This is a genomic window from Pseudomonas sp. TAE6080 (assembly GCF_018732265.1).
In the GTDB taxonomy this organism is placed as follows: domain Bacteria; phylum Pseudomonadota; class Gammaproteobacteria; order Pseudomonadales; family Pseudomonadaceae; genus Aquipseudomonas; species Aquipseudomonas brenneri.
In genome coordinates this window covers 103,508-128,615 of the sequence record NZ_JAHIDY010000010.1, presented here as the reverse complement: position 1 = coordinate 128,615, position 25,108 = coordinate 103,508, and the positions used below count along the sequence as shown (strand labels likewise).

Below are 25,108 nucleotides of genomic sequence, written 5' to 3'. Positions count from 1 at the left end.
TTAAGCCTGTTCCAACGAGGTTTCAACACGGTTGGCCGGAATCTTCTTCTCGGCAACCAGGCGAGCGTGCTGCTCGGCTTCGATGCGTTCGATCACGTCGACCGGCACCATGTAGCCTTGATCATCACGAGCCGCGTGGATCACGAAATAGATCACGGTGCCAGCCAGGCTAGCGATGGCCAGCCACCAGATGTGCCAGATCATCGCGAAACCGAATACCGTCAACAGCGCGCCCATCACCACGCCAGTGGCGGTGTTGTTCGGCATGTGGATCGGCGAGTAGCGCACAGGTCGCTGGTACGCAGTACCGTTTTCCTTGGCTTCGGTGAACGGATCGATCGTCTCGGCCTTAGGCAGCACGGCAAAGTTGTAGAACGGCGGTGGCGACGAGGTCGACCATTCCAGGGTGTGTGCATTCCATGGGTCACCGGAGTCGCAGGCGTTCTGCTTGCGGTCACGGATACTCACGTACAGCTGGATCAACTGGCAGGCAATACCCACAGCGATCATCACCGCACCGAACATGGCAACGTACAGGTACGGCACCCACTCAGGGTTGGTGCTGGCGTTCAGACGACGGGTCATGCCCATGAAGCCCAGTGCATAGAGCGGCATGAACGCGACGAAGAAGCCGGTGATCCAGAACCAGAATGCAGCCTTGCCCCAGCCTTCGTGCAGCTTGAAGCCGAACGCTTTCGGGAAGTAGAAGCTGAAACCTGCGATGTAGCCGAATACCGCGCCGCCGATGATCACGTTGTGGAAGTGAGCGATCACGAACAGGCTGTTGTGCAGTACGAAGTCAGCACCCGGGATGGCCAGCAGTACGCCGGTCATGCCGCCGATAGCGAAGGTCACCATGAAGCCCAGGGTCCACAGAACCTGGCTGGTGAAGCGCAGACGGCCGTGGTAGATGGTGAACAGCCAGTTGAATAGCTTCACCCCCGTCGGGATCGAAATCAGCATCGTCGCCAGGCCGAAGAAGGCGTTGACGCTGGCCCCCGAGCCCATGGTGAAGAAGTGGTGCAGCCAGACCATGAAGCCCAGTACAGAGATTGCGCCCGATGCGTAGACCATCGAGTGGTGACCGAACAGGCGCTTGCCGGTAAAGGTCGAGATCACTTCGGAGAAGATACCGAACGCTGGCAGGATCAGGATGTACACCTCAGGGTGACCCCATGCCCAGAACAGGTTCACGTACATCATTGGATTGCCACCAAGTTCATTGGTGAAAATGTGGAAATCCATGTAACGGTCAAGCGTCAGCAGTGCCAGGGTAGCGGTCAGGATCGGGAACGAAGCCACGATCAGGACGTTGGCCCAGGTGCAGGTCCAGGTGAAGATCGGCATGTCCATCAGTTTCATGCCTGGGGTACGCATTTTCAGCACGGTGGCCAGGAAGTTGACCCCCGTCAGCGTCGTACCCAACCCGGATAACTGTAGCGCCCAGATGTAGTAATCCATCCCTACGCCCGGACTGTATTGCAGCCCCGACAACGGCGGATAGGCAACCCAACCGGTCTTGGCGAATTCGCCGACGCCCAGGGACAGGTTGATCAGCACGACGCCGGAAACCAGCAGCCAGAAGCTCAGGGAGTTGAGGAACGGGAACGCAACGTCACGCGCACCGATCTGCAGCGGCACTGCCAGGTTCATCAGGCCGGTGAAGAAAGGCATCGCCATGAAGATGATCATGATCACACCGTGGGCGGTGAAGATCTGGTCATAGTGTTCAGGCGGCAAGTAGCCAGGCGAACCCTCGGTGGCCATGGCCAACTGGGTCCGCATCATGATGGCGTCGGCAAAACCACGCAGCAGCATGACCATGGCGACGATGATGTACATCACGCCGATTTTCTTGTGGTCGACCGACGTCAGCCACTCGGTCCACAGGTAGGTCCACTTCTTGAAGTAGGTGATTGCCGCAAACAGCCCCAGACCACCCAGCGCGATCATGGCGATGGTCACCATCACGATCGGCTCGTGGAACGGCACCGCTTCCCAACTTAATTTACCAAACATCGTTTACTCCTCTGCCCCGGCAGCTGAATGCGAATTTGCGTCCGTCCCTTCCACAGCAGCCACTTCTTTCTTCTCGTGCTTGACCGGCTTGCCTGGCTTCATCGCTTCATACTTATCGATGATTTTGTCAAACAGGTCCGGCGTGTACGAGGAGTACAGCTCTACAGGGTTGTTCTGGCTTGGCTTGGCAAGGGCTTCGTATTCAGCTTTTTCCAGCTGTTTTGGTGAGCTCTTGGCTTCTTGTACCCAGGCATTGAAATCTTCCTGAGTGGTGGCGATTGCTTTGAATTTCATACCGGTAAAGCCCGCGCCACTGTAGTTGGCGGAGATACCGTCGAGCTCGGCGTTCTGGTTGGCAATCAGGTGCAGCTTGGTCTGCATGCCCGCCATTGCGTAGATCTGGCCACCCAGGCCCGGAATGAAGAACGAGTTCATCACCGAGTCAGAGGTCACTTTGAAGTTGATCGGGGTGTTAGCCGGGAACACGATCTTGTTGACGGTGGCGATCCCTTGCTCGGGATAGATGAACAGCCACTTCCAGTCCAGCGCGACCACTTCGATAGTGATTGGCGGCACGTCGGATTCCAGCGGACGGTAAGGGTCCAGCTCGTGGGTCGACTTATAGGTGATGTAACCCAGGGCGATGATGATGAGTACAGGTACCAGCCACACCGCGATCTCGATCTTGGTGGAGTGCGACCACTTCGGCGCGTAGGTCGCCTTGGTGTTGGACGCGCGGTATTTCCAGGCGAACGCGAAGGTCATCACGATCACCGGCACTACGACCAACAGCATCAGCAGCGTAGCGGTGATGATCAGGTTACGTTGCTCCACGCCGACCTGACCCACAGGGTCGAGCAGCGTCCAGTTGCAGCCTCCCAGCAATAACATGCCGAAAAGCGGCACTATGCCTAGTAATCGGGTGTACCTGTTTTTACTCATCTCACGACCTCTAAAGCAGCTTGCGCAATGCAGTTGGGTTTTGATCGCCAACACTTCACCCTGCCAAGGGTTGGCATTTCTCTTCGATTGAATAAGGGCCTGCCCGGCGCTTCATGCGCTGATCGACACGTCCAGGTCTGGCGGTGAATTCTTATTCGATTTCGTTGGTCAAAGGCCTTGTTACAGACCAATTCCATTTGGTGCGGATAGTTGAAAGGCTGCCGGCACCTGGGGTCGCATGAAGCAATGTTTTCGCCTCTCGACCGCCCTATTTGCTCAGGGTTGAGCAGCACCGGACATTCAGTGCGGGCGATTGTAGTTAGCTAGCGATGTATAAACCATGACTTATAAAGAAATTATTTTTATCGATTACAGCAATAATCCTGCGCCATTGTTGCAAAGGTCCGGGATCGTATCGCGTTTGATTCTCAACAAAAACCACAAAAAATGCCGTGTTATTGCCCATTTTGTCGCATTCAGCGCCCTCTCCTGCCCCCCGTAAACCCTAGGCAAGCCCGCTAAAAACAAGGCATTCACAGCTCACTGGAAGTTCTGTACCGCACGCCGTGCGCGGGGTCGGCCTGGATGGAAAGTGACAGGCAAAAACGCCTGGTCAACGGTTGATCAAGCATCGTGGCACAGGGTGGGAAACGTCCTGCGGCACCTTCAGTGTGACAACGTGTCGCACGTTGCGCGCTGCCATTCTTGTCCAGCGTCACGGTCCCTTCACAAAATGCCCGCACACAAAAACGCCCCGGCCTGCATCAGCAGGACCGGGGCGTTTTGTAGGACGATTTAAGCGCTGTGCTTGCGGTTACGGTAAATGCCCAGGGGCACCAGGATCACCGTCAACACGAACGCCACCAGCGCCCATTGAGCCAGGGACAAGCCCAGGACCGGCGGGTACGGCGTGCTGCAGAAACCGTCGACCTGGAAGCCCAGCGGGAAGATCTTCGCCAGGGGCAGGTCATCGACAATCGGTTGCAACACGTCGATACCGCAACTGATGGCCGGATAGAACTGGGTATACACATGGTGCCCGGCGGCAGCGACACCCCCGAGGGCACTGAGCACCACCAGCACTTCAAAGACCGTGACACTGCGTTGGGTGCGCATCGCCGCGCCGATAAAGGCAAAGAGCGCAATCAGCAACAAGGCATAGCGCTGCAGGATGCACAGTGGGCATGGCGCTTCGCCCAACACTATTTGCATATAGAGCGCGCCACCGATCAGCGCCAGGCAGATGATCCCCAACAACACCAGGAAGCGCCGTTCACGCCCTAACCGCATTTCGTCAATCATCCCCGTTTCCCTTTGCCTAATGATGGTTGTGCCAATGGCCGCAAGTTTACACACAGGAGGTGAAAATTTAGCAGTAGGCAGCGGGAGGGTAGGCAAAATGGGTTAACGGCGCATTAATGTGGTGGTCTTTCGGATGCCGTCGCAGGCAAGCCAGCTCCCACAATTTGATTTGTGAATACATTCAAATGTGGGAGCTGGCTTGCCTGCGATGAAGCCAATGCGGTTTAAAGGCCTGCTGCTTATTATTCCAGCGCCGCCGCCGGCCCAAAGAACTCATACCGGCTCTGCTTCTCAGGCACACCAAGTGCCTTGAGGTGACGCTTGATCGCACTCATAAAGCCCTTTGGCCCCAGGAAGTAGGCATCCACATCACGCTCCTCAGGCAACCACGCCGCCAATTGCTCCTGAGTCAACATCCCCAGCTTGTCCGCCGCCGGGCTGATGCCATCATCCTCGGCATAGCAATAGAAGCGTTGCAGTTGCGGATGCTGCACGGCCAACGCATCGACCCAGTCACGGAATGCATGCACACCGCCATTACGCGCGCAGTGGATAAAGTGCACCGGGCGCTCGGTCGCCAAAGCCGCTTCCAGCATCGGCAGGGTTGGCGTGATGCCCACCCCGCCGCTGATCAGCACCAGGGGTTTGTCGCTGGGCACCAGGGTGAACTCCCCCGATGGCGGGAACAGGTCGAGGGTCGCACCCACGTGCATCTGGTCATGCAGGTAGTTGGAGACCCGCCCGCCCGCTTCACGTTTGACGCTGATGCGGTACAGGCCCGAATCGGTGCGCGCCGACAACGAATAGTTGCGGCGCACTTCTTCGCCATCGAGCAGCAGTTTCAGGCCGATGTACTGGCCAGGCTCGGCCGCGAGGATCGGGCCGCCATCCACCGGGGCAAAGTACAGGGAAATGATTTCGCTGCTCTCCTCCACACGCTTGACCAGCAGAAACGGCCGCGCACCACGCCAGCCACCAACGGCCCGGGCTTTTTCGTCGTAGATCGCACTTTCGGCACCGATCAGGATATCGGCCAGTTGCCCATAGGCCGCGCCCCACGCACTCATCACTTCAGGGGTGGCGATTTCATCACCCAGCACCTCGGAAATCGCCCGCAGCAGGCAGTTGCCGACAATCGGGTAATGCTCCGGCAGGATTTGCAGGGCCACGTGCTTGTTGATGATCTTGGCCACCAGGTCGCCCAACTGATCCAACTGGTCGATATGCCGCGCATACATCAGCACACCATTGGCCAAGGCGCGAGGCTGGTCGCCGCTGGCCTGGTGGGCCTGATTGAACAGCGGGCGCACTTCGGGGTATTCGGACAACATCATGCGGTAGAAGTGGGTGATCAGGGCTTCACCACCGCTTTCGAGCAGTGGCACAGTGGACTTGACGATGGCACGGTCTTGAACGCTAAGCATGGGGAGACTCCTGAGCTTTTAGGCTTCTGAATGATTACCTTGTGATACTCAGTATTCGTGCCAACTAATAATTCGTTATTTATCAATAGCTTAATTTAAACATAGTCAATATGACTTCCTACACATTATAGTCATTAGGACTACAAGGAGTCATTATGACTGCACACTCCCTGCTCACCACCCTGTTGCCATTGGTCGCCGACCTCTCCCGCGAACTGCCCGAAGGCGAGCGCTACCGACGCCTGCTGCAAGCCATGCGCACCCTGCTGCCCTGCGATGCCGCCGCGCTGCTGCGCCTAGACGGTGAATGGCTGGTGCCACTGGCGGTGGACGGCTTGAGCCCGGACACCTTGGGCCGACGCTTCAAGATCAGCGAACACCCGCGCTTCGAAGTGCTATTGAGCAGCCCCGGCCCGACCCGCTTCGACAGCGACAGCGAACTGCCCGACCCCTATGACGGCTTGGTCGATGGCCTGCACGGTCATCTGCAAGTCCACGACTGCATGGGCTGCCCGCTGTTTGTCGACGACCGCCCCTGGGGCCTGCTGACCCTGGATGCCCTCGACACCGAGCGCTTCGAGCGTGTCGAGCTGGACGCCTTGCAAGCCTTTGCCAGCCTCGCCGCCGCCACGGTCAATGTCGCCGAACGTATCGAGCACCTGGCATTGCGCGCCGAGGATGAACACCAGCGCGCGGAAATCTATCGCCAGGCCAGCGGCCAGCAGCACAAGGAAATGATCGGCCAGAGCAAGACCCACAAGCGCCTGGTAGAGGAAATCAAGCTGGTGGGCGGCAGCGACCTGACCGTGCTGATCACCGGCGAAACCGGGGTCGGCAAGGAACTGGTGGCCCAGGCCATCCACGCGGCCTCATCGCGCAGCGAAAAACCGCTGATCAGCCTCAACTGCGCCGCCCTCCCGGAAACCCTGGTGGAGAGTGAACTGTTTGGTCACGTTCGCGGCGCGTTTACCGGCGCGCTGAATGAACGGCGGGGTAAGTTCGAGCTGGCCAATGGCGGCACGTTGTTCCTTGATGAGGTGGGCGAATTGTCGCTGACCGTGCAGGCCAAGCTGCTGCGGGTCCTGCAAAGCGGGCAGTTGCAACGGTTGGGCTCGGACAAGGAGCATCAAGTGGACGTGCGCCTGATCGCCGCCACCAACCGCGACCTGGCCGAAGAAGTGCGCAATGGCCGTTACCGTGCCGATTTCTACCACCGCCTGAGCGTATACCCGCTGCAAGTCCCGGCCCTGCGTGAACGTGGGCGCGACGTGTTGCTGCTGGCGGGTTTCTTCCTTGAGCAGAACCGTTCGCGCATGGGCCTGGGTAGCCTGCGCCTGACCAGCGATGCCCAGGCGGCGTTGCTGGCTTATGGCTGGCCCGGCAATGTGCGGGAGCTGGAACACTTGATTGGTCGCAGTGCCCTGAAAGCCTTGGGCAACCACCGGGAGCGGCCGAAGATTCTCAGCCTCAGCGCCAAGGACCTGGACTTGCCAAGTGAGTCGGCGCCGCTGATTGAGGAACAGGCCGAGCTACCCGTGGTGACCGGTGACTTGCGCCAGGCCACCGAGCACTACCAGAGGCAAGTCATCGGCGCCTGCCTGGAACGCCACCAGCACAACTGGGCCAGCGCCGCCCGAGAGCTGGGGCTGGACCGCGCCAACCTGGGGCGCATGGCCAAGCGCCTGGGCCTCAAATAACGCGGGTCTAAAATGTGGGAGCAAGCCAGCTCCCACATTTTTAGATCTGCTTTGTTTTATAGACCGGGCTCATGACACGGGCGGGTTTGGGCTTACGAAACACCAACACATTCCCCAGCATCACCAGCACCAACCCCACCAGTGCCGGGGTCGTCCACTGGTAGCCCTCGACCAGCGCCGAGACGTTCAGCGCCACCACCGGGAACAACACCGTGCAATACGCCGCCCGCTCCGGGCCCATACGGCCGACCAGGGTCAGGTAGGCGGTAAAGCCGATCACCGAGCCCGGGATCACCAGGTACAGCAACGAACCGATATAGCGGGTGTTCCATTCCATTTCAAAAGGAATGCCCTGGATCACGCAGTACAGCGCCAGCATCGACGCGCCGTAAGCCATGCCCCAGGCGTTGGTGGTCAACGGCTTGAGCCCGGCCTTCTGTTGCAGGCTCGACAGCATGTTGCCCGCCGAGAAACACATCGTCCCCAGCAACGCCAGGCCCAAGCCCAATAGCGTCTCGGGGCTGGCGGTATGTCCGGCCAGTTCCGGCCAGAACAACAAGCCCAGGCCGAGCAAGCCGAGGCCGCCGCCCAGCAACACATTGCGCGCGACTTTCTGGCCGAAGAACACTCGGGCATTCAACGCGTTCCACAGCGTCGCGGTGGAGAACACCACCGCCACCAGGCCACTGGGGATCCACTGGCTGGCCGTGAGGAAGCACATGAAGTTCACGCAAAACAGACACAACCCCTGGGCCAGGCAGATCAAGTGCCCGCGCCGGTTCATCACCTGCAATTTGCGACTGAGCAGCAGCAACACAAACAGCACCAGTGCTGCCAGGCCGAAGCGATAGACGATGGAAACCGGAATTTCCACCACGCCCAATTGCCACTTGAGGGCGATCCAGGTGGTGCCCCAGATCAGCACAGTCAGTAAATACAGGGAAAGGTTCATGGCGCACTCCGGAGGTTGAGCCACAGTGTCGCCCTGCCCTGATGCTGCGCACTTGCAGATTCTTGCGCTTTTGTCGGGCCGAGGGATCACAGCACCAACTGCCGGGAGTAGGATGCAAGACGTCCCAGAGAACGAATTATGCCTACCCTGGAAACCCTGCAAGTCTTTCAAGCCCTCAACCGCTCGCCCAACGCTCGCCTTGAGCTCAGCGCCGAGCTTGGGGACGGCTTGTCTGCGGCTTTGTGGAGCAACCACCATGACGCCCAGGACTACGAGGCGCCCAGCCATCACACCCTGTCCTGCTACGTGGGCGGTGGCACCGAGACATTTCGGCGCGGCCAGCCCGGCACCAAGGGCGGCCCTGACAAATTGTGCATCCTGCCCGCCGAGCATCAGTCGGCCTGGGTGATCAACGGCGAGATCCGCCTGGCCCATGTGTATTTCAGCGCGGAGCAATTTGCCCTGGGTTGCGTCACCCTGCTGGACCGCGAACCCCGGGCGCTGCAACTGCGCGAAAGTACGTTCCTGGAAGACCCGCGGCAAGCCCGGCGCTTTCACCAGTTGATTGGCCTGAACTGGCAGGAACCTGCCGAACGCCTGCTGACCAGCAGCCTGGCCCATGAAATGCTCAGCCACACCCTGCTCAGCCAGGTCGGCCTGCGTGAAGGCTTGCGCCTCAAGGGTGGCCTTGCTGCGCATCAACGCCGGCAGTTGGTGGACTACATTGAGCAGCAACTGGCCGAGCCGATCAGCCTGGGGCAACTGGCCGGATTGTGCGCGTTGTCGGAGTACCACTTTGCGCGGATGTTTCGCGAAAGCTTCGGCTTGCCGCCTCACCAATATCTACTGGCCCGCCGCCTGGCTCGGGCCCAGGCGATGTTACGCAGCGGGTTACTGCCGTTGGGGGAGATCGCCCTGGCGTGCGGGTTTTCCAGTGCCAGCCACTTTACCAACCGGTTTCGCCAGGCGATGGGGGCGACACCGGGGGAATACCGGCAGGCGTTCCAACCCCGCCCCTGAACATACACACATCCCTGTAGGAGCGAGCTTGCTCGCGAAAAACCTGAGGGCAATGCGGGGCGTCAGGTTCCCCGCGTTATCGTTAACGACCTTCGCGAGCAAGCTCGCTCCTACAAAGGATCGTCGCCAGTCGATCCTCCAGAGCCTTGATCCGACTGCCCTCCACCACGTAGTTATTGGTCAGCATCGAAAACACCAACCGCCGCCCATCCGCATCGGTGACGTAGCCCGTCAACGAAGACACCCCACCCATGGAGCCCGTCTTGGCCTGCAGGTTGTCTTGCGCTGCTGTCCCGCGCAGGCGGTAACGCAGGCTGCCGCCATTCAGGCGATCCGGGTTGCCGGCAATCGGCAGCGCGTCGTGCCAGGCGTTGAACCACGGCTGTTTGCCCATGGCCAACAGCAGGTCGGTGAAGTTCTGCGCCGACACCAGGTTACGTCGCGACAAACCCGAGCCGTCCACCTGATTCAACGTCGCCGGATCCAGGCCCTGGCGGCGCAGAAAATCCGCAACCGCCACCACACCCGCAGCCGCCGTGCCGGCATTCGCCTGTTTGCGCCCCATGGCCTTGAGCAGCGCTTCGGCCATGCTGTTGTTGGACAGTTTGAGCAAGGGCCTGATCAGCTCCTGCAACGGCGCCGACTCATGTACCGCCAACACGGTTGCCGCCTCTGGACTCACGCCGCCGATCACCCGCCGGCCCTGCACGCTGATCCCCTGCTCCGCCAAGGCCCGCTCAAACAGGTTGGCCACCAGTTGCGTCGGCTCCCAGACGCTGACCCATTGACGGCTTTGCGTCCCCGGCTGCAAGGCGCCGCTCAGACGCAGCAGGTTGCTGCCGTGCTGGCGATTGAGCCCATAGCTGTTACCCGGGCCGCTGACCGCCAGGTTGCTCAGTTGCACATAATCAGTGGCCGGGCTGAGGCTGACACTCACCGCTTGGCCGATTGCCGCGGGCGCCCTGGCCGTGACGATCAAGGTACCCGCATCAAAATCGGCATTGGGCGATACCGTCAACGCGGAGATCTGCGCGCCGTAATATTTGTCCTCATCGTCATGGGCCCAATCGACGCCCAGGCGCTCGGCGTCGAACCAGCTGTCATCGAACACCAGATCCCCCGTCACCTGCCGGATGCCCTGCCCGGCCAGCTTCGCCGCCAGCGCCTGGTAGTCCGCCCACTGGATCGTCGGATCGCCCATGCCACGCAGGTACAGATTGCCCATCAGGCGCACGCCTTGTTGGCGGCCATTACTCAGCAACTGCGTGGAAAACCGATACTGCGGGCCCAGCACATCCATCGCCGCCGCCGTGGTCAGCAGTTTCAGGCTGGAGGCCGGCACCAGCCGTGTCCGTGGGTTGTGCTGGTACAGCGTGCTGGCGCTGCGGGCATCGCGCACCATCAATGAAACGCTGGCGCCCGCCAGGGCCGGATCGGCCAGTAATCGGTCCAGCGCCTGCTCGCGGGTTGTCGAAGGCGTGGCACAGCCACCCAACAACAGGCTCATGCCCACCAGCATGGCGCGGGTGTGTATCCATCGTCCCAACTGCATCAACACGTCCTGGCGATCAACAAAGAGCGCAACGCTAGCAGCTCAGGCCGCCAGCGTCATCGCCGATGGTCAGAACTCCAGGGTGCTGGACAACGACACCTGGCGCGCATCGCCCATGGACACAAACAAACGGCTGACGGCCGAGGTGTAGTAGGTACGATCAAACAGGTTCTTCACGTTGAGCTGGAACTTGACCTTCTGCCCGTCGACCCGGGTGTCATAGGTGGCAAACGCATCGGCCACGGTGTAGCCCGGCAGGTCGAAGCTGTTGAGCGCATCACCGGCACGTTCGCCCACGTAACGGGCACCCGCACCGACGCGCAGTTGATCGCCACCCACGATCGTGCCGAAGTCATACACGGCGGATAAAGCCGCAGTATTTTTCGCCACGTTTTGCAGGCTCTTGCCCTTGTAGGTCGGGTCTTCGGTGACTTCTGCATCGGTGTAGGCATAACTGCCGATGAGGCTCCACTGGTCAGTCAATTGCCCGCTCAGGTCCATCTCCAGGCCACGGGAGCGCACTTTGCCGGCGACGCTGTAGATCGAGGTCGCACCCTCGGTGATCGATACCAGCACGTTGCGCTTGTGGATATCAAACAACGCGACGTTGGCGGTGATGCGCCCCGGCATATCGAGCTTGGCTCCCAGTTCCCAGGACTTGGACTCTTCCGGGGCGATGCTGCCGTCAATCACCATTTTGTTATCCAACGGCGCGATGGTGGAGTTGGGCTTGAACGATTCGGTGTAGCTGCCATAGAACGACAACTCATCGGTGTAGCGGTACACCAGGCCGGCGCGGGGCACCCACTTCTGGCCGTTGCTATCGGTGTTGGCGGTAAACGGGCGGCCCTTGCCGGCGTACTGGTCGTACGCCTGGAAGCGCGCACCGCCCACCAGGATCCACTGGTCGGTCAGGTGGATCGCGTCCTGAAAAAACACGGAGTCGCTGCGCAGCAGGTCGGTCTGGTTGCTGTCCGGCGCACTGACGGTAGTGCCCGCCACTTCACGGCCATACACCGGGTCGTTGTAATTGAACACGCTGCGGCTGGCCTGGCGGATCAGGTCGGCGCGGTAGATCTTGCGGTACTCGTCATCCAGGCCGAACACCAGGTCATGGCGCATGCCGGCCACGTCCACCTTGCCTTCGAGGCTGACGGTGGTGAAGCGGTCGGTGGTCAGCGCGCCCTGGGTGCCGTCCATATTGCGGTTCAGGGTGCCATTGGCGTTGACCTTGCTCACGCGCACCTGGCTGGCGTCGTAGGTTTCGCGGTTCCAGCTGTAGCCGAAATGGGCCTTCCAGTCGTCGTTCAGATCGTGGTCGACCTCAAGGCGATACAGGTCGGAACGGCCTTCCATATTGTTGAACGGCTCGTCCAGGCGACGCGTGGCCGGGATGTCCAGCGGGTGATTGGTCTTGGGGTCGATGGCCGTACCACGGTCGAACGGCGAGAGGAACTCACGGTGCTCGTAGGCCAGCAACACCTTGGTGCTGTCGCCGTACCAGGCCAGGGAGGGGGCGATCAGGCTTTCACGATAGGTGCCGAAGTTGCGCCAGTAGTCTTCGTCCTGATGGTCGACGATCAACCGGTAAGCCAGGCCGCTGTCGCCAATCGGGCCGGTGGTGTCGAGGCTGCCGCCGCTGCCGTTCTTGCCGCTGCCATAGGTCGAGCCACGCACGGTCAGCGCGGTGGATTGGGTCAACTCGGGTTTCTTGCTGACAATATTGATCACGCCGCCCGGGTCCTGGATGCCATACAGCAACGACGCCGGGCCCTTGAGCACTTCGACACGCTCGGCGGTTTCGTTCAGCGCCCGGCCCTGCACCACGGGCATACCGTCGCGCATGACCGAACCGTTACGGTTGTCGCCAAAACCGCGCAACATCACCGCATCCTGGGTACTGCCCAAGGTGTTGGCCTGGGTGATGCCACTGATATTGCCCAAGGCATCATCGAGGTTGCGCGGCACCTGGTCGCGCATCACCTGGGCCGGCACCATGTTCACGGTTTGCGGGGTTTCCAACAGCAATCCCTGGGAACGCATCACCGAACTGGTGGGCGGTGGCTGGTAGCTGGTGGTTTGCTGCGGGTTGACACCACTGATGGTGGTGGCCCCCAGGTTCAATGCGCCTTCGGTGGGTGCCGGCTCCAGCGCCAGGGTGCGCGCGTCGATCTGGCGCAAGGTCAAGCCGGTATTGCCCAGCAAGCGCTGCAGGGCCTGGGCCGCACTCATCCGCCCGCTGACAGCCGGTGCGTTGAGGGTGTAGGGGGCTTCGTCGGTATAGACCACGCTGATGCCGGTCACGCGGCTGAAATCGCTCAGGGCCTGGGGCAACGGTTTGGCCTGGAGCGCGAAGTTGAAGAGCGTGCTTTGCTGCTGCGCATCTGCCGCCTGCGCCAGGCTCAAGGGCAATACTGCCAGACCTGAAGCGGCCAGAAGGGAGGCTCCCAGCCACTGTTTAACCGAACCGCCTGCCGCCGACTTTGCCCTGGACTTCATGCTTGAGCACCCGTGTAGAAAACGCTGTTAATGCGAATTGATCGCAGTTTCAAGCACTACACGGATGGCGCGGGGTTTTACCTCAGGTGAAATTGAAAATAATTTCACCGTCAGCCTTTGTTCTTGTTTTTCGCCCCGCCCTGACGGGCCTTGAAGCGCGGGTTGGACTTGCAGATCACATAGATCCGCCCCCGACGCTTGACGATCTGGCAGTCGCGATGACGGTTCTTGGCTTCTTTGAGTGAGGACAGCACTTTCATGGGGGAGGCTCCTGGATATGAATGTAATAACATATCATAAATACAAATAAGAACCGTTATCAACTTTCTTTCAGTTATCCGCTATTCCTGTGGGAGGCGGTGTTTTTGTTAGCGGACGACGATCAGCCGGCCCAGCACGCTGTGCTGCTCAAAACCCAGCACCGCCTGCAAGGCCTTGAGCACCGCCTCGGGATCGTTGCTCGGGAAGCTGCCACTGACCCGGCGGGCGCCGAGTGCGTCGTTGAGCAGCAGGATACGGCCGGGGTAATAGCGGGAAAGGTCTTTGACCACATCGGCCAAAGGGGTCTTGTAGTAATTGAGCCAGCCATCACGCCAGGCCATGCGCGCTTCGCTGTCCACCGCATGCATCTCGTCGGCCACACCCTCGCTGTAGGCCACTTGCTGGTCGGCCGTCAGAATCTGCTGAGTACCCTGCGCCGACGGTTTGACCCCCACCCGCCCCGACAACACGGTCACCTGGGCGCCCGCCGGCTGCAGGCGCACTTCAAACTGCGTGCCCAGCACTCGCGCTTCGCCGCTGCCGGCGTGCACCACAAAAGGCTGGCCGGTGTGGGTCACGCTGAAAAAACCGGCGCCTCGGCGCAGTTGGATATGCCGCTCGCCGTGGCGAAAATCCACGGCAATCGCACTGTCGGCATCCAAGGTGACCTGGCTTTGATCGGCCAGGATCACGGTTTTGACTTGCCCAGGCAAGCTGACGTAATCGGCGCCCAGGTCATCGACCCAGCGCTGCGGCTGCCAGCCCGCGCCCATCGACACCATCAACAACAGACATGCCGCCAGGGCCAAGGCCCCCGACCAGCGGCGCACACGGGAGCGCTTCGCGGCGTCCATGGCCTTCAGGTAACGCTGCAAAGCCAAGGCGTCTTCGTCGGCCAGGGTGCTCGCCGGCACTTCGCTCAACTCCCACAACACCTGCGCCTGGGCATACGCCTCGACGTGGGCCGGGTCGGCACGCAGCCAGCGACTGAACGTGGCCTGGTCGCCACTGCTGGGCGCATCGTGCAGCAGGCTGAGCCAGGCCAGGGCGGCCTGTTCCTGGGCGGGCGTCGGGGTGGTGGTCACGGTGCTTTCCCTGGCGAGCGTGGCGGATGGGCTTCCCGAAGGCTGGCCTTGCAGGCTTCGAGGGCGCGCATCATATGTTTTTCCACAGCACTTTGGGACAGGCCCATGGCCTTGGCGATTTCGGCGTACTTGCGCCCGTGGATCCGGTTGAGCAAAAAAATCTGCCGTGTGCGTTCCGGCAAACGGCGCAGCGCCGCTTCGACATGGCGCAGGTCGTTGCCGGCCTCCAGCGCGGCCTGGGGCTCGCAGCCAGAATGATCCTGCTGTTCCGGCAGCCAGCCTTCATTGCCGCGCACCCGCGCGCCTTCGCTGCGCAGGTGGTCGATGGCGATATTGCCGGCGCAGCGCAGCAGGTAGGTGCTGAGTTCCTCAACCTGCACCAGGGGCCGGCGCCAGAAACGCAGGAACAAGTCCTGCACCAGGTCCGCTGCCGTCGCACGGCAGCCTACGCGGCGGCTGACCAAGGCCTCCATCTGTGACCGTTGGGACAAAAACACCTGTAGGAAATGTGCGCGCCCGCCCGACGATTCAGCGCGGGGGTGATCCTGGGATTCGGGCGGCGTGGTGATCATCAAGGCGGCTCAGAGGGTCGCGAAGGCCGCAACGGGGCTGGCCAGCAAGCCGACGCCCGCCAGGATCAGGGCCAGCCTTGGCCGATAGGGCATCAACAACACCAGCAACAGCGCACTGAGCATCAGCACCGCACACCAGTCCACCAGCCCGCGACTCCAACCAGCCGCCTGCACTGCCGGCCAGATCGACACCAGCAACAGCAGCCAACCGCCCAGGCGCAAACCCAGGCGCCGGCGTGGCGAAGGTTTGCTGTGCAGCAACTCGCCGTGATGGCGATCCAGGGACAGGCACAGCGCGGTGAAGCCCGCATAGCACAACAACCAAGCCAACAACATCAGTTCACCTCGCCTTTGAGCGTCAACGGCCGGGCGCGCTCGGCCTTGGGCTGCGCAGCGCTGCGGTACTGCATCTTCCACGCGGCCCAGGCTAGGAACAGGCCACTGCCCAGGCATGTCAGGTCAAAGCCGGCCATCGCCCAATCGCCCTTGAGCAGCGACACGCCCAAGTGCTCGGAGGTGGTCAGCGCGTTGAGCAGCGGCACGCCGATAAACAGCAAGCCACCCACCGCCAATTGTTCGACCCAGGCCCGGCGGCCACGGCGCAGCATGGCGTGCAACAGGGTCAGGCCCCAGGCAATAAAGAAGCTCTGTACTTCCCAGTCCGAACGTTCGGTGAAGTGCGCAGGCAGCAAGCGATTGGCCCAGAAAAACACGGCGATGGCGATGACCAGCCCGGACATGCTGGCAATGTTCAGCACCTCCACCAGGCGCAGCTCAAACGGCATCACTCCGGTTTTTGCGTGCTTGAGCTGACGCTTGCCCAGCCAGATCACCAGGCCGGTGCCGATCATCGCCGTACCCGCCAGGCCACAGATAAAGTACAGCCAGCGCAGCACCGGGCCGGCAAAGTGGCCCATGTGCAAGCCGTAGAAACTGCCACCAATCGCCATCGGCAGCGACTGTTCGGCACTGACGCGCAGCACCTCACCGGTGGTGCCATTAAAGGACACGGTGCTGCCGAACTCATGCACCACCCGGTCAGAGCCGGCGCGGGAGACATTGACCGAGGCATTCACATCGCCTGGGTTGTTCACCGCCAAGCGCCCTACATGCCCACCGTCCCACTGCGCCCGAGCCTGCTCCACCAACGGCGCCAACGGCAGCAGTTTGCCCGGTTGGCCGAGAGCTGGCGCGTTGTTGGTGGCCGGGAACAGTTCATTGAAGAATGCACGGGTGTTGCCGTCATAAGAGGCAAGGATGCTGGCCGGCATGACCATCGTCATGAAAATCACCAGGCTGCTGTAGGTGATCATCAGGTGGAACGGCAGCACCAGCACACCGACCGCGTTGTGCCCGTCGAGCCAGGAGCGCTGGCCCTTGCGCGGGCGGAAGGTGAAGAAGTCCTTGAAGATTTTCTTGTGGGTGATGATCCCGGTGATCAGCGCGACAAACATCACCATCGCCGCGATGGTCGACAGCCAGCGGCCCCAGGGATGGGGCATCTGCAACTGGAAATGGAACCGATAGAAGAATTCGCCGCCCATGGTTTCACGGGCCTGGAGTTGCTCGCCGGAAACCGGATCGATGATTTTCTCGATGAAATTGCCCCGCCGGCCTGGGTCGATCTTGTCTTGCCACATCACCGACAAACCGGGGTCGCGACTATTGGGCAGGCCGATAAACCAACGCGCCGCCGTGGGCGCATGCTGCTCCAGATAGCTTTGTGCCACGGCCACGCTGCGGGCATCGTCCACCGCATGGGCCGGGACTTCCGGCTGCATCCAGTGGGTGATTTCGCCCTTGAAGTAAGACAGGGTGCCAGTGAGGAAAATCGCGAACAGCAACCAGCCGAAAATCAACCCGGCCCAGGTGTGCAACCAGGCCATTGCCTGACGGAAACCCTCTTTCATGGGCGCGCCATCCAATAGGCCAGGCCAGCCAGGGTGGCCAATATCGCGCTGGGCACCAGCACGCCAAACCAGGCACGGGCGGCTGTGCGGCAGGCAAAACACCAGATCACCGCCAACAGGTAGAACACAAAGGAACTGAGCATGCCGCTGACCACCGCATCGGCACGGGAAATGGGCAGCCATAAGGTCAGGCAGACGCTGGCCAGGGACGCCAGCATGTAGCCGCCGACGACAGCGGCCAACAGCCGCGAGGTCACAGCAAGACGATAAGAAAGAGGAAGTGAGGCTTTGCTTTTCATGCCGAAGGCGCCTGGTTCATCAGGGCCGCGAGTTTAATGATAAATATTCTCATAAGCAAAAGAGAACGGATGAAGTTAACAACGAAAATCAAATGTGGGAGCTGGCTTGCCTTAATGCCAGTCAGTTAAGCCATTTTGTAGGAGCGAGGGGGACGCCTAGTTCTTGCTCGCGAAGAACTTGAGAGCGCCGCGTTTACCTAGCAAACACGCGTTATCGTTGACGTCCTTCGCGAGCAAGCTCGCTCCTACAGGGTTCTGTAGCGGCTATAAAGCCCCCATCGGTCTCCTGCTGATTGCCGAATGCCACCTCGCCACCCTACAATGCGAACAATTCTCGTTACCTACAGCATGCAGATGCTGCCGGAGTGTTCGCGTTGCGGCCGTCCAATACCGTCGAAGTCCTGTATCACGACCATCACCTCTGGCTGACCGGCTGGTTGCGACGCAAGCTCGGCTGCCCGCAAAGCGCCGCCGACCTGACCCAGGACACGTTCATCCGTGTGCTGACGGCACGTGACACACCGGCGCTGATCGAACCGCGTGCCTTCCTGACGACCATCGCCAAACGCGTGCTGTTCAACCATTACCGTCGCCAGGACCTGGAGCGCGCCTACCTCGACGCCCTGGCGCAGATGCCCGAGCACGTTGCGCCTTCGGAAGAAGACCGGGCCATCATCCTGCAAACCCTGATGGAGCTGGACCAGTTGCTCGATGGTTTGCCAGTGCTGGTCAAGCGCGCCTTCCTGCTGGCCCAACTCGACGGCCTGACTTATCCACAGATCGCTGCCGAACTGGGGATTTCCATCGCCACGGTCAAACGTCATCTGCATAAAGCCGCCATGCGCTGCTACTTTGCCCTATGAGCCCCGCCGCGAACTTCTCGACCCAGGTCGCCGAACAGGCGGTGCAGTGGCTGATGCAAATGCAGCAAGGCCCGCTCAACCCGCGCCAGCAGGCCAATTGGCAACGTTGGCTGGACGCCCACAGCGAACATCAACGGGCATGGGAGCATATCCAGCGGGTCAACCAGCGCCTGCGCGGGATGCCATCGCCCTTGGCCCATGCAGCGTTGAACGCACCGAAATCCAGCAGCCGGCGCCAGGCACTGAAACTGCTGCTGATCCTCGGTGCCGGCTGCGCCGCGACTTGGGGCCTGCGCCAGCAACACCTGATCCCGCCACTGAGCGCCGACTACCGCAGCCCCCTCGGCCAGCGGCGCAAGGTGCAACTGGCCGACGGCAGCCAATTGCAACTCAATACCGCCAGTGCGGTGGACGTGCAGTTCGATGGCCCACAACGCCTGATCCGCCTGCTCGAAGGCGAGATATTGCTGCGCGCCAACACCCCGTTGCAGATCATCACCGGCCAGGGCATCGTCACCACCCAGGCAGCACAGGTGAATGTGCGCCAGTTCAACGATCACACCCAGGTCGCGGTGCTGGACGGCCAGGTGGAGATTGCACCCAGGTCCTACAGCGGCCTGCCCCTGACCCTGGAAAAATCCCGCCAGGCCAACCTTACCCGCAAAGGCTGGGACACGCCGCGCCTGACCGACGCCAACACCGGCGCCTGGGCCGATGGCATGCTGGTGGCGTCGCACATGCGCCTGGCCGATTTCCTCGAGGAACTGAGCCGTTATCGCCGCGGCCAATTGCAGTGTGATCCACAGGTGGCCAACCTGCTGATCTCCGGCAGCTACCCGCTGGACGACAGCGAACGCATTCTGGACCTGCTGCAAATCAGCCTGCCGGTCAAAGTCCGGCGTTTTACCCGTTACTGGGTCAGCGTCGAAGCCCGTGCGTGAATTATTTTCTGCAAGCGTGAGCCGTTTTCCCGATCTCGCGTGACAGACAAGGAAAGCCACCCGGATTCCCTTCTCTCAGGAATGTTCTTCATGCCCCAGCAACCGACTCGCCTGACGCCACTTGCCCGTACCCTGCGCCATTTGTTGCTGGGCGCCAGCCTCAGTTTCAGCGCCCTGCCCTACGTCATGGCGGCCGAGGCCAAGCCTTATCACATCGCCCCGTCATCCCTGGAGGCGGCGCTGAATCAATTTGGTCGTGAAGCCGGCGTGCTGATTTCCTTTGGCTCGCAAGTGACGGCCGGCGCGCAAAGCCAGGGCCTGACGGGCAACTACACCCCTGAAGAAGGCTTGAATGCACTGCTCAAGGGCACCGGCCTGCAAGCCCGCGCCGAGGGTCACAATGCCTACAGCCTGCAACCGCTGAACGCCCCGGCCACCCTGGAGCTAGGCACCTCCAATGTGGTCGGCGACTGGCTGGGCGATGCCGCGCAAACCAATGTTTTCGAACACCCCGGTGCCCGTGATGTGATCCGTCGCGAAGAGTTCGAGCGCCAGGGCGCCACCCAGGCCCGCGATGTGCTCAACCGCATTCCCGGGGTCAATGCTCCAGAAAACAACGGCACCGGCAGCCACGACATGGCGCTGAACTTCGGCATTCGCGGACTCAACCCGCGCCTGGCGTCACGTTCGACCGTGTTGATGGACGGGATCCCGGTGCCCTTCGCACCGTATGGCCAACCGCAACTGTCGTTCGCGCCGATCAGCATGGGCAACATGGATGCGGTGGACGTGGTGCGCGGCGGCGGCGCCGTGCGTTACGGGCCGCAGAACGTCGGCGGCGTGGTCAACTTCGTGACCCGGGCGATTCCCGATGCGCCGACCGTCAAGGGTGGCCTGCAGACCGAGACCAGCCCGTCCTCCAGCCATGATGGCTTCAAGACCACCGGCAACCTGCTGGCGGGCGGTACCGCCGACAACGGCCTGGGCGGCGCGATTCTGTATTCCGGCACCCGTGGCGGTGACTGGCGCGAACACAGCGATACACAAATCGACGACCTGATCCTCAAGGGCAACTACCAACTGGATGAGGCCAACAGTTTCAATGCCATGGCCCAGTACTACGAAGGTCAGGCCGATATGCCCGGCGGCTTGAGCACTGCGGCCTACAAGGCAGACCCGTATCAATCCACCCGCCCCTACGACAAGTTCTGGGGCCGCCGTACGATGTTCAACGTCGGCTATCGCTACCAGGAAGACCGCCGCGAATTCACCGTCAACAGTTTCTTCACCAAGACCTTGCGCAGCGGTTATCTGGACCAGGGCAGCTTCCTCTCGCTGTCCCCGCGCGAGTATTGGGTACGCGGCCTGGAAACACGCCTGGCGCAAGGCTTCGACCTCGGCCCGACCAGCCATGAAGTGGGCGTCGGCTACCGCTACATCAACGAAGCCGGGCACGAATTGCGCTACCGCACGCCGATCAGCGCCAACCAGCAATTGCCCAACACCGACAGCCGCAACGACCGCGATACCCGGGGCGGCACCGAAGCCAATGCGTTCTTTGTCGACGACCGGATTGATATCGGCAAGTGGACCGTGACCCCTGGCATCCGCTACGAAATGATCAAGTCGCAACAGACCAACAACCTGACCAACGTCAAATACAAGGGCGACTACAACACCGCCTTACCGGCGTTGAACGTGCTTTATCACCTGACCGACGACTGGAACCTGTACGCCAACACCGAAGGTTCCTTCGGCAGCGTGCAGTACAGCCAGATGCCCAACCGTGTGAGCAGCGGCGCGGTCAAGCCGGAAAAGGCCCGCACCTGGGAAGTCGGCACGCGCTACGACAACGGTGCGCTACGTGCGGAAATCGGCGCCTTCCTGATCAACTTCGACAACCAGTATGAAAGCAACCAGACCAACGACTCGGTGATCGCCCGGGGCGAAACCCGCCACCAAGGCATCGAGTCCAGCCTCAACTACGCCCTCGACGGTTTGAGCCCGGCGCTGGCCGGTTTTGATGTGTACGCCAGCTACGCCTACGTCGATGCAACCATCCGCGAAGACGGCCCGAACAAAGGCAACCGCGTGCCGTTCTCGTCCAAGCACAAAGGCACCCTGGGCGTGGGTTACACCGAAGGCCAATGGAAGTTGAACCTGGACAGCACCTACCAGAGCAGCCAGTTCGCCGACAACGCCAACACCCAGGCCGAAAGCGCTGATGGCAGCACCGGGCGTATCCCCGGCTACATGCTGTTCAGCAGCCGCGCCGCCTATGATTTCGGCCCGCAGTTGTCGGACTTGAATGTGGCGGTGGGGGTGAAGAACATCTTCAACACCCAGTACTACACCCGCTCGTTTGACGATAACAACAAGGGTAAATACGTGGGTGAGCCGCGTACGGTATATGTGCAAACCTCAGTCGCGTTCTGACGACCTGGCTACAGGCTTATGTAGGAGCGAGCTTGCTCGCGAAAAACCTGAGGGTAATGCGGGGAATCAGGTTCCCCGCGCTATCGTTAACGCCCTTCGCGAGCAAGCTCGCTCCTACAGTGAAGCGTCCATCAGACACAAAAAAAACGGGCCTGCATTTGCAGGCCCGTTTCTTTGGGGTTGAAAAACACTCAGCAATCAGCTGTTAAGCGCAGCCTGTTCGTTTTCCAGGAATTCCTCTTCAAGCCCGGCATCATCGACTTGGTTGTTTGGCGTGCTTTTCTCTGCACGCGGCTTGCCCTGCAGCCTGCCGAACAGATTACTCAGCGCGTGTTCCAGCTTGGTGGCCGCCCCGTCGATCGCCTGTTCCAGGGTGTCGGCTTTCTGAAGCACCGAAATCGGTTGATGACCCTTTGGCCGCGCTTCCAGGCGGCAACTCAAATCGTGGGGGCCCGGCTTGTCGCCGTTCTCATCGCGCAGGTAAACCTCGACGCGGGTCAGGTCTTCTTCATAACGTTCGAGCGTGCTCTCAATGGTAGTACGTACCCACTCCTCCAGTCGGATGCTGCTTTCAATATGGTTGTCGCTGTTGACTTGGATTTGCATAGTGTTTCCCTTATTTCAGCTAGCTCGCCAGAGGTCACAACTGCAACACCGATGCGGTGAAACCATGACCTCTTGATTACACAATTGAGCACCTGACGGAACAATTCAACCCCTTTGCAAAGATAAATCCTACATTACAAATTAAGTCTGACAACCGCCCAAAGCGCTGTTATCGTCGGGAGTTGGGTACATCCTCCTACCTCAATAAATCCTCACAATTGCCCCTCTCCCAAGGGGTGCAATCCGCGAAAGATCCCCGCCTCTTCCACCAGCCAGTCATGCACCGCACGCACGCCCGGATGATTCAGCGCGCCTGGTGCATAGAGCAGCACATAACGTTTGTGATTCGGCACCGCGAGGCCGAACGGCACGATCAGGGTGCCACGCTCCAATTCGTCATTGAGCAGGGTTCTTCGGGCAATCGCCACGCCCATGCCGGCAATGGCCGCTTCGATGGTCAGGTGATTACGGTTGAAGGTGTGGCCGCGCCGCACATCAGCGTCGTGATAGCCGATAGCGTTCAGGTAAAACTCCCACTCGGCGTACTCATAACTCCCACGCCAGGCGGTGATGTCGTGCAGCAACGGGAAATGGGCCAGGTCGGCCGGGCCATGCAGTGGTGGACGCCCGCGCAACAGGCTCGGCGCGCATACCGGGAATATCTGCTCATCGAGCAAGGCGGTGGATAACAAACCGGGATAACTGCCGTCGTTAAGGTCGATGGCCAGGTCGAAGTCGCCTTCGTGCAGGGCAATGCTGCTGTCTTCAGCCACCAGGCGCAGTTGGATATCCGGGAAGCGCTGCTGCAAACGCGGCAAGCGCGGCGTCAGCCATTTACCGAGGAAGGACGGAATGGAGCGCAGGCGCAAGGTGCCGCTGATCATCCCCGCATCCAGGCGCTGCAACTCGGCATCGATGCTGCCGTAGGCCTCGCTCACCGTGATCGCCAAGCGCTGCCCTTCGGCACTCAATTCCACGCCGCGCGCGCGTCGATGAAACAGGCGAAAGCCCAGACGCTCTTCCAATTGGCGAATCTGCTGGCTGACCGCCCCTGGCGTGATGTGCAGTTCTTCGGCGCAACGGGTGAACGACAAATGCCGCGCAGCGCAGGCAAAGACGTGCAGCCAGACATAGGTCTGGGCATGAAGCGGGCGAGCCATAGAGTTTAGTCCTGCTAAAGGGTGTCTTAGGATAATTCGTTGGTCAGTGCCGATCTAGAGGCTCAGTATCGCGCCAATTCCGCTTGTCCTACAAAACATGGCAGCGATTCCTACTCCATTGCTTGTAAGGCTTTAGCATGGCTATCAGCGTTTTTGATCTATTCAAGGTCGGCATCGGCCCGTCCAGTTCCCATACCGTGGGCCCCATGCGGGCAGCAGCCACCTTCGCCCAGACCCTGATAGACCAGCAATTGCTGGAGCAAACCCAGCGCGTTGAAGTGCGCCTGTACGGTTCTCTGTCCGCCACTGGCGTGGGCCATGCCACCGACCGGGCCTGCGTGATGGGGTTAATGGGCGAATGGCCAGACCGGGTGGATCCCACCTCCATTGCCCCACGCATCCAACAGTTACGCGAATCCGGCCGCTTGCTGCTTGCCGGTAAACAGGACATTGCCTTCAATTGGCAACACGATCTCCTGCTGCTGGATGAGAGCCTGCCTTACCACCCCAACGCCATGTCCCTGCATGCCTATGGAGAAAAGGGCCTGCTGAGCGAGCAAACCTACTACTCGGTGGGTGGCGGTTTCATCATCGAGGCAGCCGAGGCCGAGTCGGGCATTGCTCCCACAAGCGAAGTCGAACTTCCCTACGATTTTTCCAGCGCCGTTGAACTGCTGGCCCTGTGCAACAAACACGGCCTGCGGGTATCCGAATTGATGATGGCCAACGAGCGCGCCTGGCGCAGTGACGCAGACATCCGTAGCGGCTTGTTGCATATCTGGTCGGTGATGCGCGAATGCGTCGAGCAAGGCCTGCGCGACGAGGGCATCTTGCCCGGCGGCCTGGATGTGCCGCGTCGTGCCGCCAAGCTGCACCGCAGTTTGCTGGAAATCGGTAAACCGAATGTGATCACTTCAACCTTGTCGGCGATGGAATGGGTCAACCTGTTCGCCCTCGCCGTCAACGAAGAAAACGCCGCCGGTGGGCGCATGGTCACCGCCCCCACCAACGGCGCAGCCGGGATCATCCCGGCGGTGTTGCACTACTACATGAAATTCAACGCCGACGCGTCTGATGATGATGTGGTCAATTTCTTCCTGGCTGCGGCCGCCGTCGGCATCCTGTGCAAGAAAAACGCCTCGATCTCCGGTGCCGAAGTCGGCTGCCAGGGCGAGGTCGGCTCGGCCTGCGCCATGGCCGCGGCGGGCCTGGCGGATATTCTCGGCGCCACCCCGGAGCAACTGGAAAATGCCGCTGAAATCGGCCTGGAACACAACCTCGGCCTGACCTGCGACCCGGTCGGCGGCCTGGTCCAGGTGCCGTGCATCGAGCGCAATGCAATCGCCGCCGTAAAAGCCATCAACGCCACGCAAATGGCCCTGCGCGGTGACGGCAAGCACTTTATCTCCCTCGACCGGGTGATCCGCACCATGCGCGATACCGGCGCCGATATGCATGACAAATACAAAGAAACTTCACGGGGCGGCCTGGCCGTGAGCTGGGTGGAATGCTGAGGAGCATTCCCTGACCGCCCCAACGTGAGCCCGCGCAAAAATAATAACGAGGCA

21 protein-coding genes and 1 pseudogene are annotated in these 25,108 nt (G+C 60.8%); 7 read left to right on the top strand and 15 right to left on the bottom strand.

Features of this window, described 5'->3' with window-relative positions:
• Positions 1 to 2,019 carry a cytochrome o ubiquinol oxidase subunit I gene (gene cyoB, locus KL786_RS10225; RefSeq protein ID WP_032857630.1) on the bottom strand — a complete coding sequence of 673 codons (2,019 nt, stop codon included), beginning with the start codon at positions 2,017 to 2,019 and terminating at the stop codon, positions 1 to 3.
• 3 nt (positions 2,020 to 2,022) lie between these two features.
• Entirely contained in the window at positions 2,023 to 2,961 is a 939-nt protein-coding gene (gene cyoA, locus KL786_RS10220; protein ID WP_032857631.1) for a ubiquinol oxidase subunit II, read from the bottom strand.
• Between the two features lie 27 nt (positions 2,962 to 2,988).
• On the opposite strand from cyoA, the pseudogene KL786_RS29935 reads away from it, so the two are divergent.
• Positions 2,989 to 3,203: pseudogene (locus KL786_RS29935) on the top strand (hypothetical protein).
• A gap of 553 nt (positions 3,204 to 3,756) precedes the next feature.
• On the opposite strand, the gene KL786_RS10215 reads toward KL786_RS29935, so the two are convergent.
• Both KL786_RS10215 and hmpA read right to left on the bottom strand, forming a co-directional pair.
• The gene (locus KL786_RS10215) at positions 3,757 to 4,263 is read right to left on the bottom strand and encodes a disulfide bond formation protein B (RefSeq protein WP_032857633.1); all 507 of its coding nucleotides are present in this window, start codon (positions 4,261 to 4,263) and stop codon (positions 3,757 to 3,759) included.
• 242 nt (positions 4,264 to 4,505) lie between these two features.
• Positions 4,506 to 5,687 carry an NO-inducible flavohemoprotein gene (gene hmpA, locus KL786_RS10210; RefSeq protein WP_215517539.1) on the bottom strand — a complete coding sequence of 394 codons (1,182 nt, stop codon included), beginning with the start codon at positions 5,685 to 5,687 and terminating at the stop codon, positions 4,506 to 4,508.
• Between the two features lie 155 nt (positions 5,688 to 5,842).
• On the opposite strand from hmpA, the gene norR reads away from it, so the two are divergent.
• Entirely contained in the window at positions 5,843 to 7,384 is a 1,542-nt protein-coding gene (norR, locus tag KL786_RS10205; protein ID WP_215517538.1) for a nitric oxide reductase transcriptional regulator NorR, read from the top strand.
• 40 nt (positions 7,385 to 7,424) lie between these two features.
• Here norR and KL786_RS10200 read toward each other — a convergent pair whose 3' ends face one another.
• Entirely contained in the window at positions 7,425 to 8,336 is a 912-nt protein-coding gene (locus KL786_RS10200) for a DMT family transporter (protein ID WP_215517537.1), read from the bottom strand.
• A gap of 138 nt (positions 8,337 to 8,474) precedes the next feature.
• Between KL786_RS10200 and KL786_RS10195 the strand changes: the two genes are divergently transcribed.
• Complete coding sequence (locus tag KL786_RS10195) at positions 8,475 to 9,356, top strand: helix-turn-helix domain-containing protein (RefSeq protein WP_215517536.1); 882 nt, start codon at positions 8,475 to 8,477, stop codon at positions 9,354 to 9,356.
• Between the two features lie 82 nt (positions 9,357 to 9,438).
• Here KL786_RS10195 and dacB read toward each other — a convergent pair whose 3' ends face one another.
• The 8 genes from dacB to KL786_RS10155 all read right to left on the bottom strand — a co-directional run bounded on the left by dacB (position 9,439) and on the right by KL786_RS10155 (position 17,534).
• A complete protein-coding gene (gene dacB / locus KL786_RS10190; protein ID WP_215517535.1) occupies positions 9,439 to 10,908 on the bottom strand; it encodes a D-alanyl-D-alanine carboxypeptidase/D-alanyl-D-alanine endopeptidase in 1,470 nt (489 codons plus the stop codon).
• 69 nt (positions 10,909 to 10,977) lie between these two features.
• Positions 10,978 to 13,407, bottom strand: coding sequence for a TonB-dependent siderophore receptor (locus KL786_RS10185; protein WP_215517534.1), 2,430 nt, complete (start codon positions 13,405 to 13,407; stop codon positions 10,978 to 10,980).
• Positions 13,408 to 13,517: 110 nt separating this feature from the next.
• Positions 13,518 to 13,667 (bottom strand): type B 50S ribosomal protein L36, encoded by a 150-nt coding sequence (gene ykgO / locus KL786_RS10180; protein ID WP_020297337.1) that lies wholly within the window; start codon positions 13,665 to 13,667, stop codon positions 13,518 to 13,520.
• Positions 13,668 to 13,775: 108 nt separating this feature from the next.
• The gene (locus KL786_RS10175) at positions 13,776 to 14,753 is read right to left on the bottom strand and encodes a FecR family protein (RefSeq protein ID WP_215517533.1); all 978 of its coding nucleotides are present in this window, start codon (positions 14,751 to 14,753) and stop codon (positions 13,776 to 13,778) included.
• The gene (locus KL786_RS10170; RefSeq protein ID WP_032857649.1) at positions 14,750 to 15,328 is read right to left on the bottom strand and encodes an RNA polymerase sigma factor; all 579 of its coding nucleotides are present in this window, start codon (positions 15,326 to 15,328) and stop codon (positions 14,750 to 14,752) included. The genes KL786_RS10175 and KL786_RS10170 overlap by 4 nt, the downstream gene beginning before the upstream one ends.
• Before the next feature lie 6 nt (positions 15,329 to 15,334).
• Positions 15,335 to 15,661, bottom strand: coding sequence for a DUF3325 domain-containing protein (locus tag KL786_RS10165; RefSeq protein WP_215517532.1), 327 nt, complete (start codon positions 15,659 to 15,661; stop codon positions 15,335 to 15,337).
• Positions 15,661 to 17,235 carry a PepSY-associated TM helix domain-containing protein gene (locus KL786_RS10160; protein ID WP_215517531.1) on the bottom strand — a complete coding sequence of 525 codons (1,575 nt, stop codon included), beginning with the start codon at positions 17,233 to 17,235 and terminating at the stop codon, positions 15,661 to 15,663. Before KL786_RS10160 ends, KL786_RS10165 begins: the two co-directional genes overlap by 1 nt.
• The gene (locus KL786_RS10155; RefSeq protein ID WP_215517530.1) at positions 17,232 to 17,534 is read right to left on the bottom strand and encodes a DUF3649 domain-containing protein; all 303 of its coding nucleotides are present in this window, start codon (positions 17,532 to 17,534) and stop codon (positions 17,232 to 17,234) included. Before KL786_RS10155 ends, KL786_RS10160 begins: the two co-directional genes overlap by 4 nt.
• A 374-nt stretch (positions 17,535 to 17,908) precedes the next feature.
• Here KL786_RS10155 and KL786_RS10150 point away from each other — a divergent pair, with 374 nt between their 5' ends.
• The 3 genes from KL786_RS10150 to fecA all read left to right on the top strand — a co-directional run bounded on the left by KL786_RS10150 (position 17,909) and on the right by fecA (position 21,774).
• Positions 17,909 to 18,397: a sigma-70 family RNA polymerase sigma factor gene (locus KL786_RS10150; protein WP_215517529.1), complete on the top strand. Its 489-nt coding sequence runs from the start codon at positions 17,909 to 17,911 to the stop codon at positions 18,395 to 18,397.
• Positions 18,394 to 19,338, top strand: coding sequence for a FecR domain-containing protein (locus tag KL786_RS10145; RefSeq protein ID WP_215517528.1), 945 nt, complete (start codon positions 18,394 to 18,396; stop codon positions 19,336 to 19,338). Before KL786_RS10150 ends, KL786_RS10145 begins: the two co-directional genes overlap by 4 nt.
• 90 nt (positions 19,339 to 19,428) lie before the next feature.
• Positions 19,429 to 21,774 (top strand): TonB-dependent Fe(3+) dicitrate receptor FecA, encoded by a 2,346-nt coding sequence (fecA, locus tag KL786_RS10140; RefSeq protein WP_215517527.1) that lies wholly within the window; start codon positions 19,429 to 19,431, stop codon positions 21,772 to 21,774.
• A 198-nt stretch (positions 21,775 to 21,972) separates the two neighbouring features.
• Here fecA and KL786_RS10135 read toward each other — a convergent pair whose 3' ends face one another.
• Positions 21,973 to 22,380, bottom strand: coding sequence for an HPF/RaiA family ribosome-associated protein (locus KL786_RS10135; RefSeq protein ID WP_032857663.1), 408 nt, complete (start codon positions 22,378 to 22,380; stop codon positions 21,973 to 21,975).
• 212 nt (positions 22,381 to 22,592) lie between these two features.
• A complete protein-coding gene (locus tag KL786_RS10130) occupies positions 22,593 to 23,540 on the bottom strand; it encodes a LysR substrate-binding domain-containing protein (protein ID WP_032857665.1) in 948 nt (315 codons plus the stop codon).
• 137 nt (positions 23,541 to 23,677) lie between these two features.
• On the opposite strand from KL786_RS10130, the gene KL786_RS10125 reads away from it, so the two are divergent.
• Entirely contained in the window at positions 23,678 to 25,054 is a 1,377-nt protein-coding gene (locus KL786_RS10125) for an L-serine ammonia-lyase (protein WP_215517526.1), read from the top strand.
• The last annotated feature ends 54 nt before the right edge of the window (positions 25,055 to 25,108 follow it).

What these genes read in the sequence shown, in the direction of transcription:
- cyoB (WP_032857630.1), bottom strand. Translation starts at nt 2,019, where the DNA reads ATGTTTGGTAAATTAAGTTGGGAAGCGGTGCCGTTCCACGAGCCGATC.
- cyoA (WP_032857631.1), bottom strand. Translation starts at nt 2,961, where the DNA reads ATGAGTAAAAACAGGTACACCCGATTACTAGGCATAGTGCCGCTTTTC.
- KL786_RS10215 (WP_032857633.1), bottom strand. Translation starts at nt 4,263, where the DNA reads ATGATTGACGAAATGCGGTTAGGGCGTGAACGGCGCTTCCTGGTGTTG.
- hmpA (WP_215517539.1), bottom strand. Translation starts at nt 5,687, where the DNA reads ATGCTTAGCGTTCAAGACCGTGCCATCGTCAAGTCCACTGTGCCACTG.
- norR (WP_215517538.1), top strand. Translation starts at nt 5,843, where the DNA reads ATGACTGCACACTCCCTGCTCACCACCCTGTTGCCATTGGTCGCCGAC.
- KL786_RS10200 (WP_215517537.1), bottom strand. Translation starts at nt 8,336, where the DNA reads ATGAACCTTTCCCTGTATTTACTGACTGTGCTGATCTGGGGCACCACC.
- KL786_RS10195 (WP_215517536.1), top strand. Translation starts at nt 8,475, where the DNA reads ATGCCTACCCTGGAAACCCTGCAAGTCTTTCAAGCCCTCAACCGCTCG.
- dacB (WP_215517535.1), bottom strand. Translation starts at nt 10,908, where the DNA reads ATGCAGTTGGGACGATGGATACACACCCGCGCCATGCTGGTGGGCATG.
- KL786_RS10185 (WP_215517534.1), bottom strand. Translation starts at nt 13,407, where the DNA reads ATGAAGTCCAGGGCAAAGTCGGCGGCAGGCGGTTCGGTTAAACAGTGG.
- ykgO (WP_020297337.1), bottom strand. Translation starts at nt 13,667, where the DNA reads ATGAAAGTGCTGTCCTCACTCAAAGAAGCCAAGAACCGTCATCGCGAC.
- KL786_RS10165 (WP_215517532.1), bottom strand. Translation starts at nt 15,661, where the DNA reads ATGTTGTTGGCTTGGTTGTTGTGCTATGCGGGCTTCACCGCGCTGTGC.
- KL786_RS10160 (WP_215517531.1), bottom strand. Translation starts at nt 17,235, where the DNA reads ATGAAAGAGGGTTTCCGTCAGGCAATGGCCTGGTTGCACACCTGGGCC.
- KL786_RS10155 (WP_215517530.1), bottom strand. Translation starts at nt 17,534, where the DNA reads ATGAAAAGCAAAGCCTCACTTCCTCTTTCTTATCGTCTTGCTGTGACC.
- KL786_RS10145 (WP_215517528.1), top strand. Translation starts at nt 18,394, where the DNA reads ATGAGCCCCGCCGCGAACTTCTCGACCCAGGTCGCCGAACAGGCGGTG.
- fecA (WP_215517527.1), top strand. Translation starts at nt 19,429, where the DNA reads ATGCCCCAGCAACCGACTCGCCTGACGCCACTTGCCCGTACCCTGCGC.
- KL786_RS10135 (WP_032857663.1), bottom strand. Translation starts at nt 22,380, where the DNA reads ATGCAAATCCAAGTCAACAGCGACAACCATATTGAAAGCAGCATCCGA.
- KL786_RS10130 (WP_032857665.1), bottom strand. Translation starts at nt 23,540, where the DNA reads ATGGCTCGCCCGCTTCATGCCCAGACCTATGTCTGGCTGCACGTCTTT.
- KL786_RS10125 (WP_215517526.1), top strand. Translation starts at nt 23,678, where the DNA reads ATGGCTATCAGCGTTTTTGATCTATTCAAGGTCGGCATCGGCCCGTCC.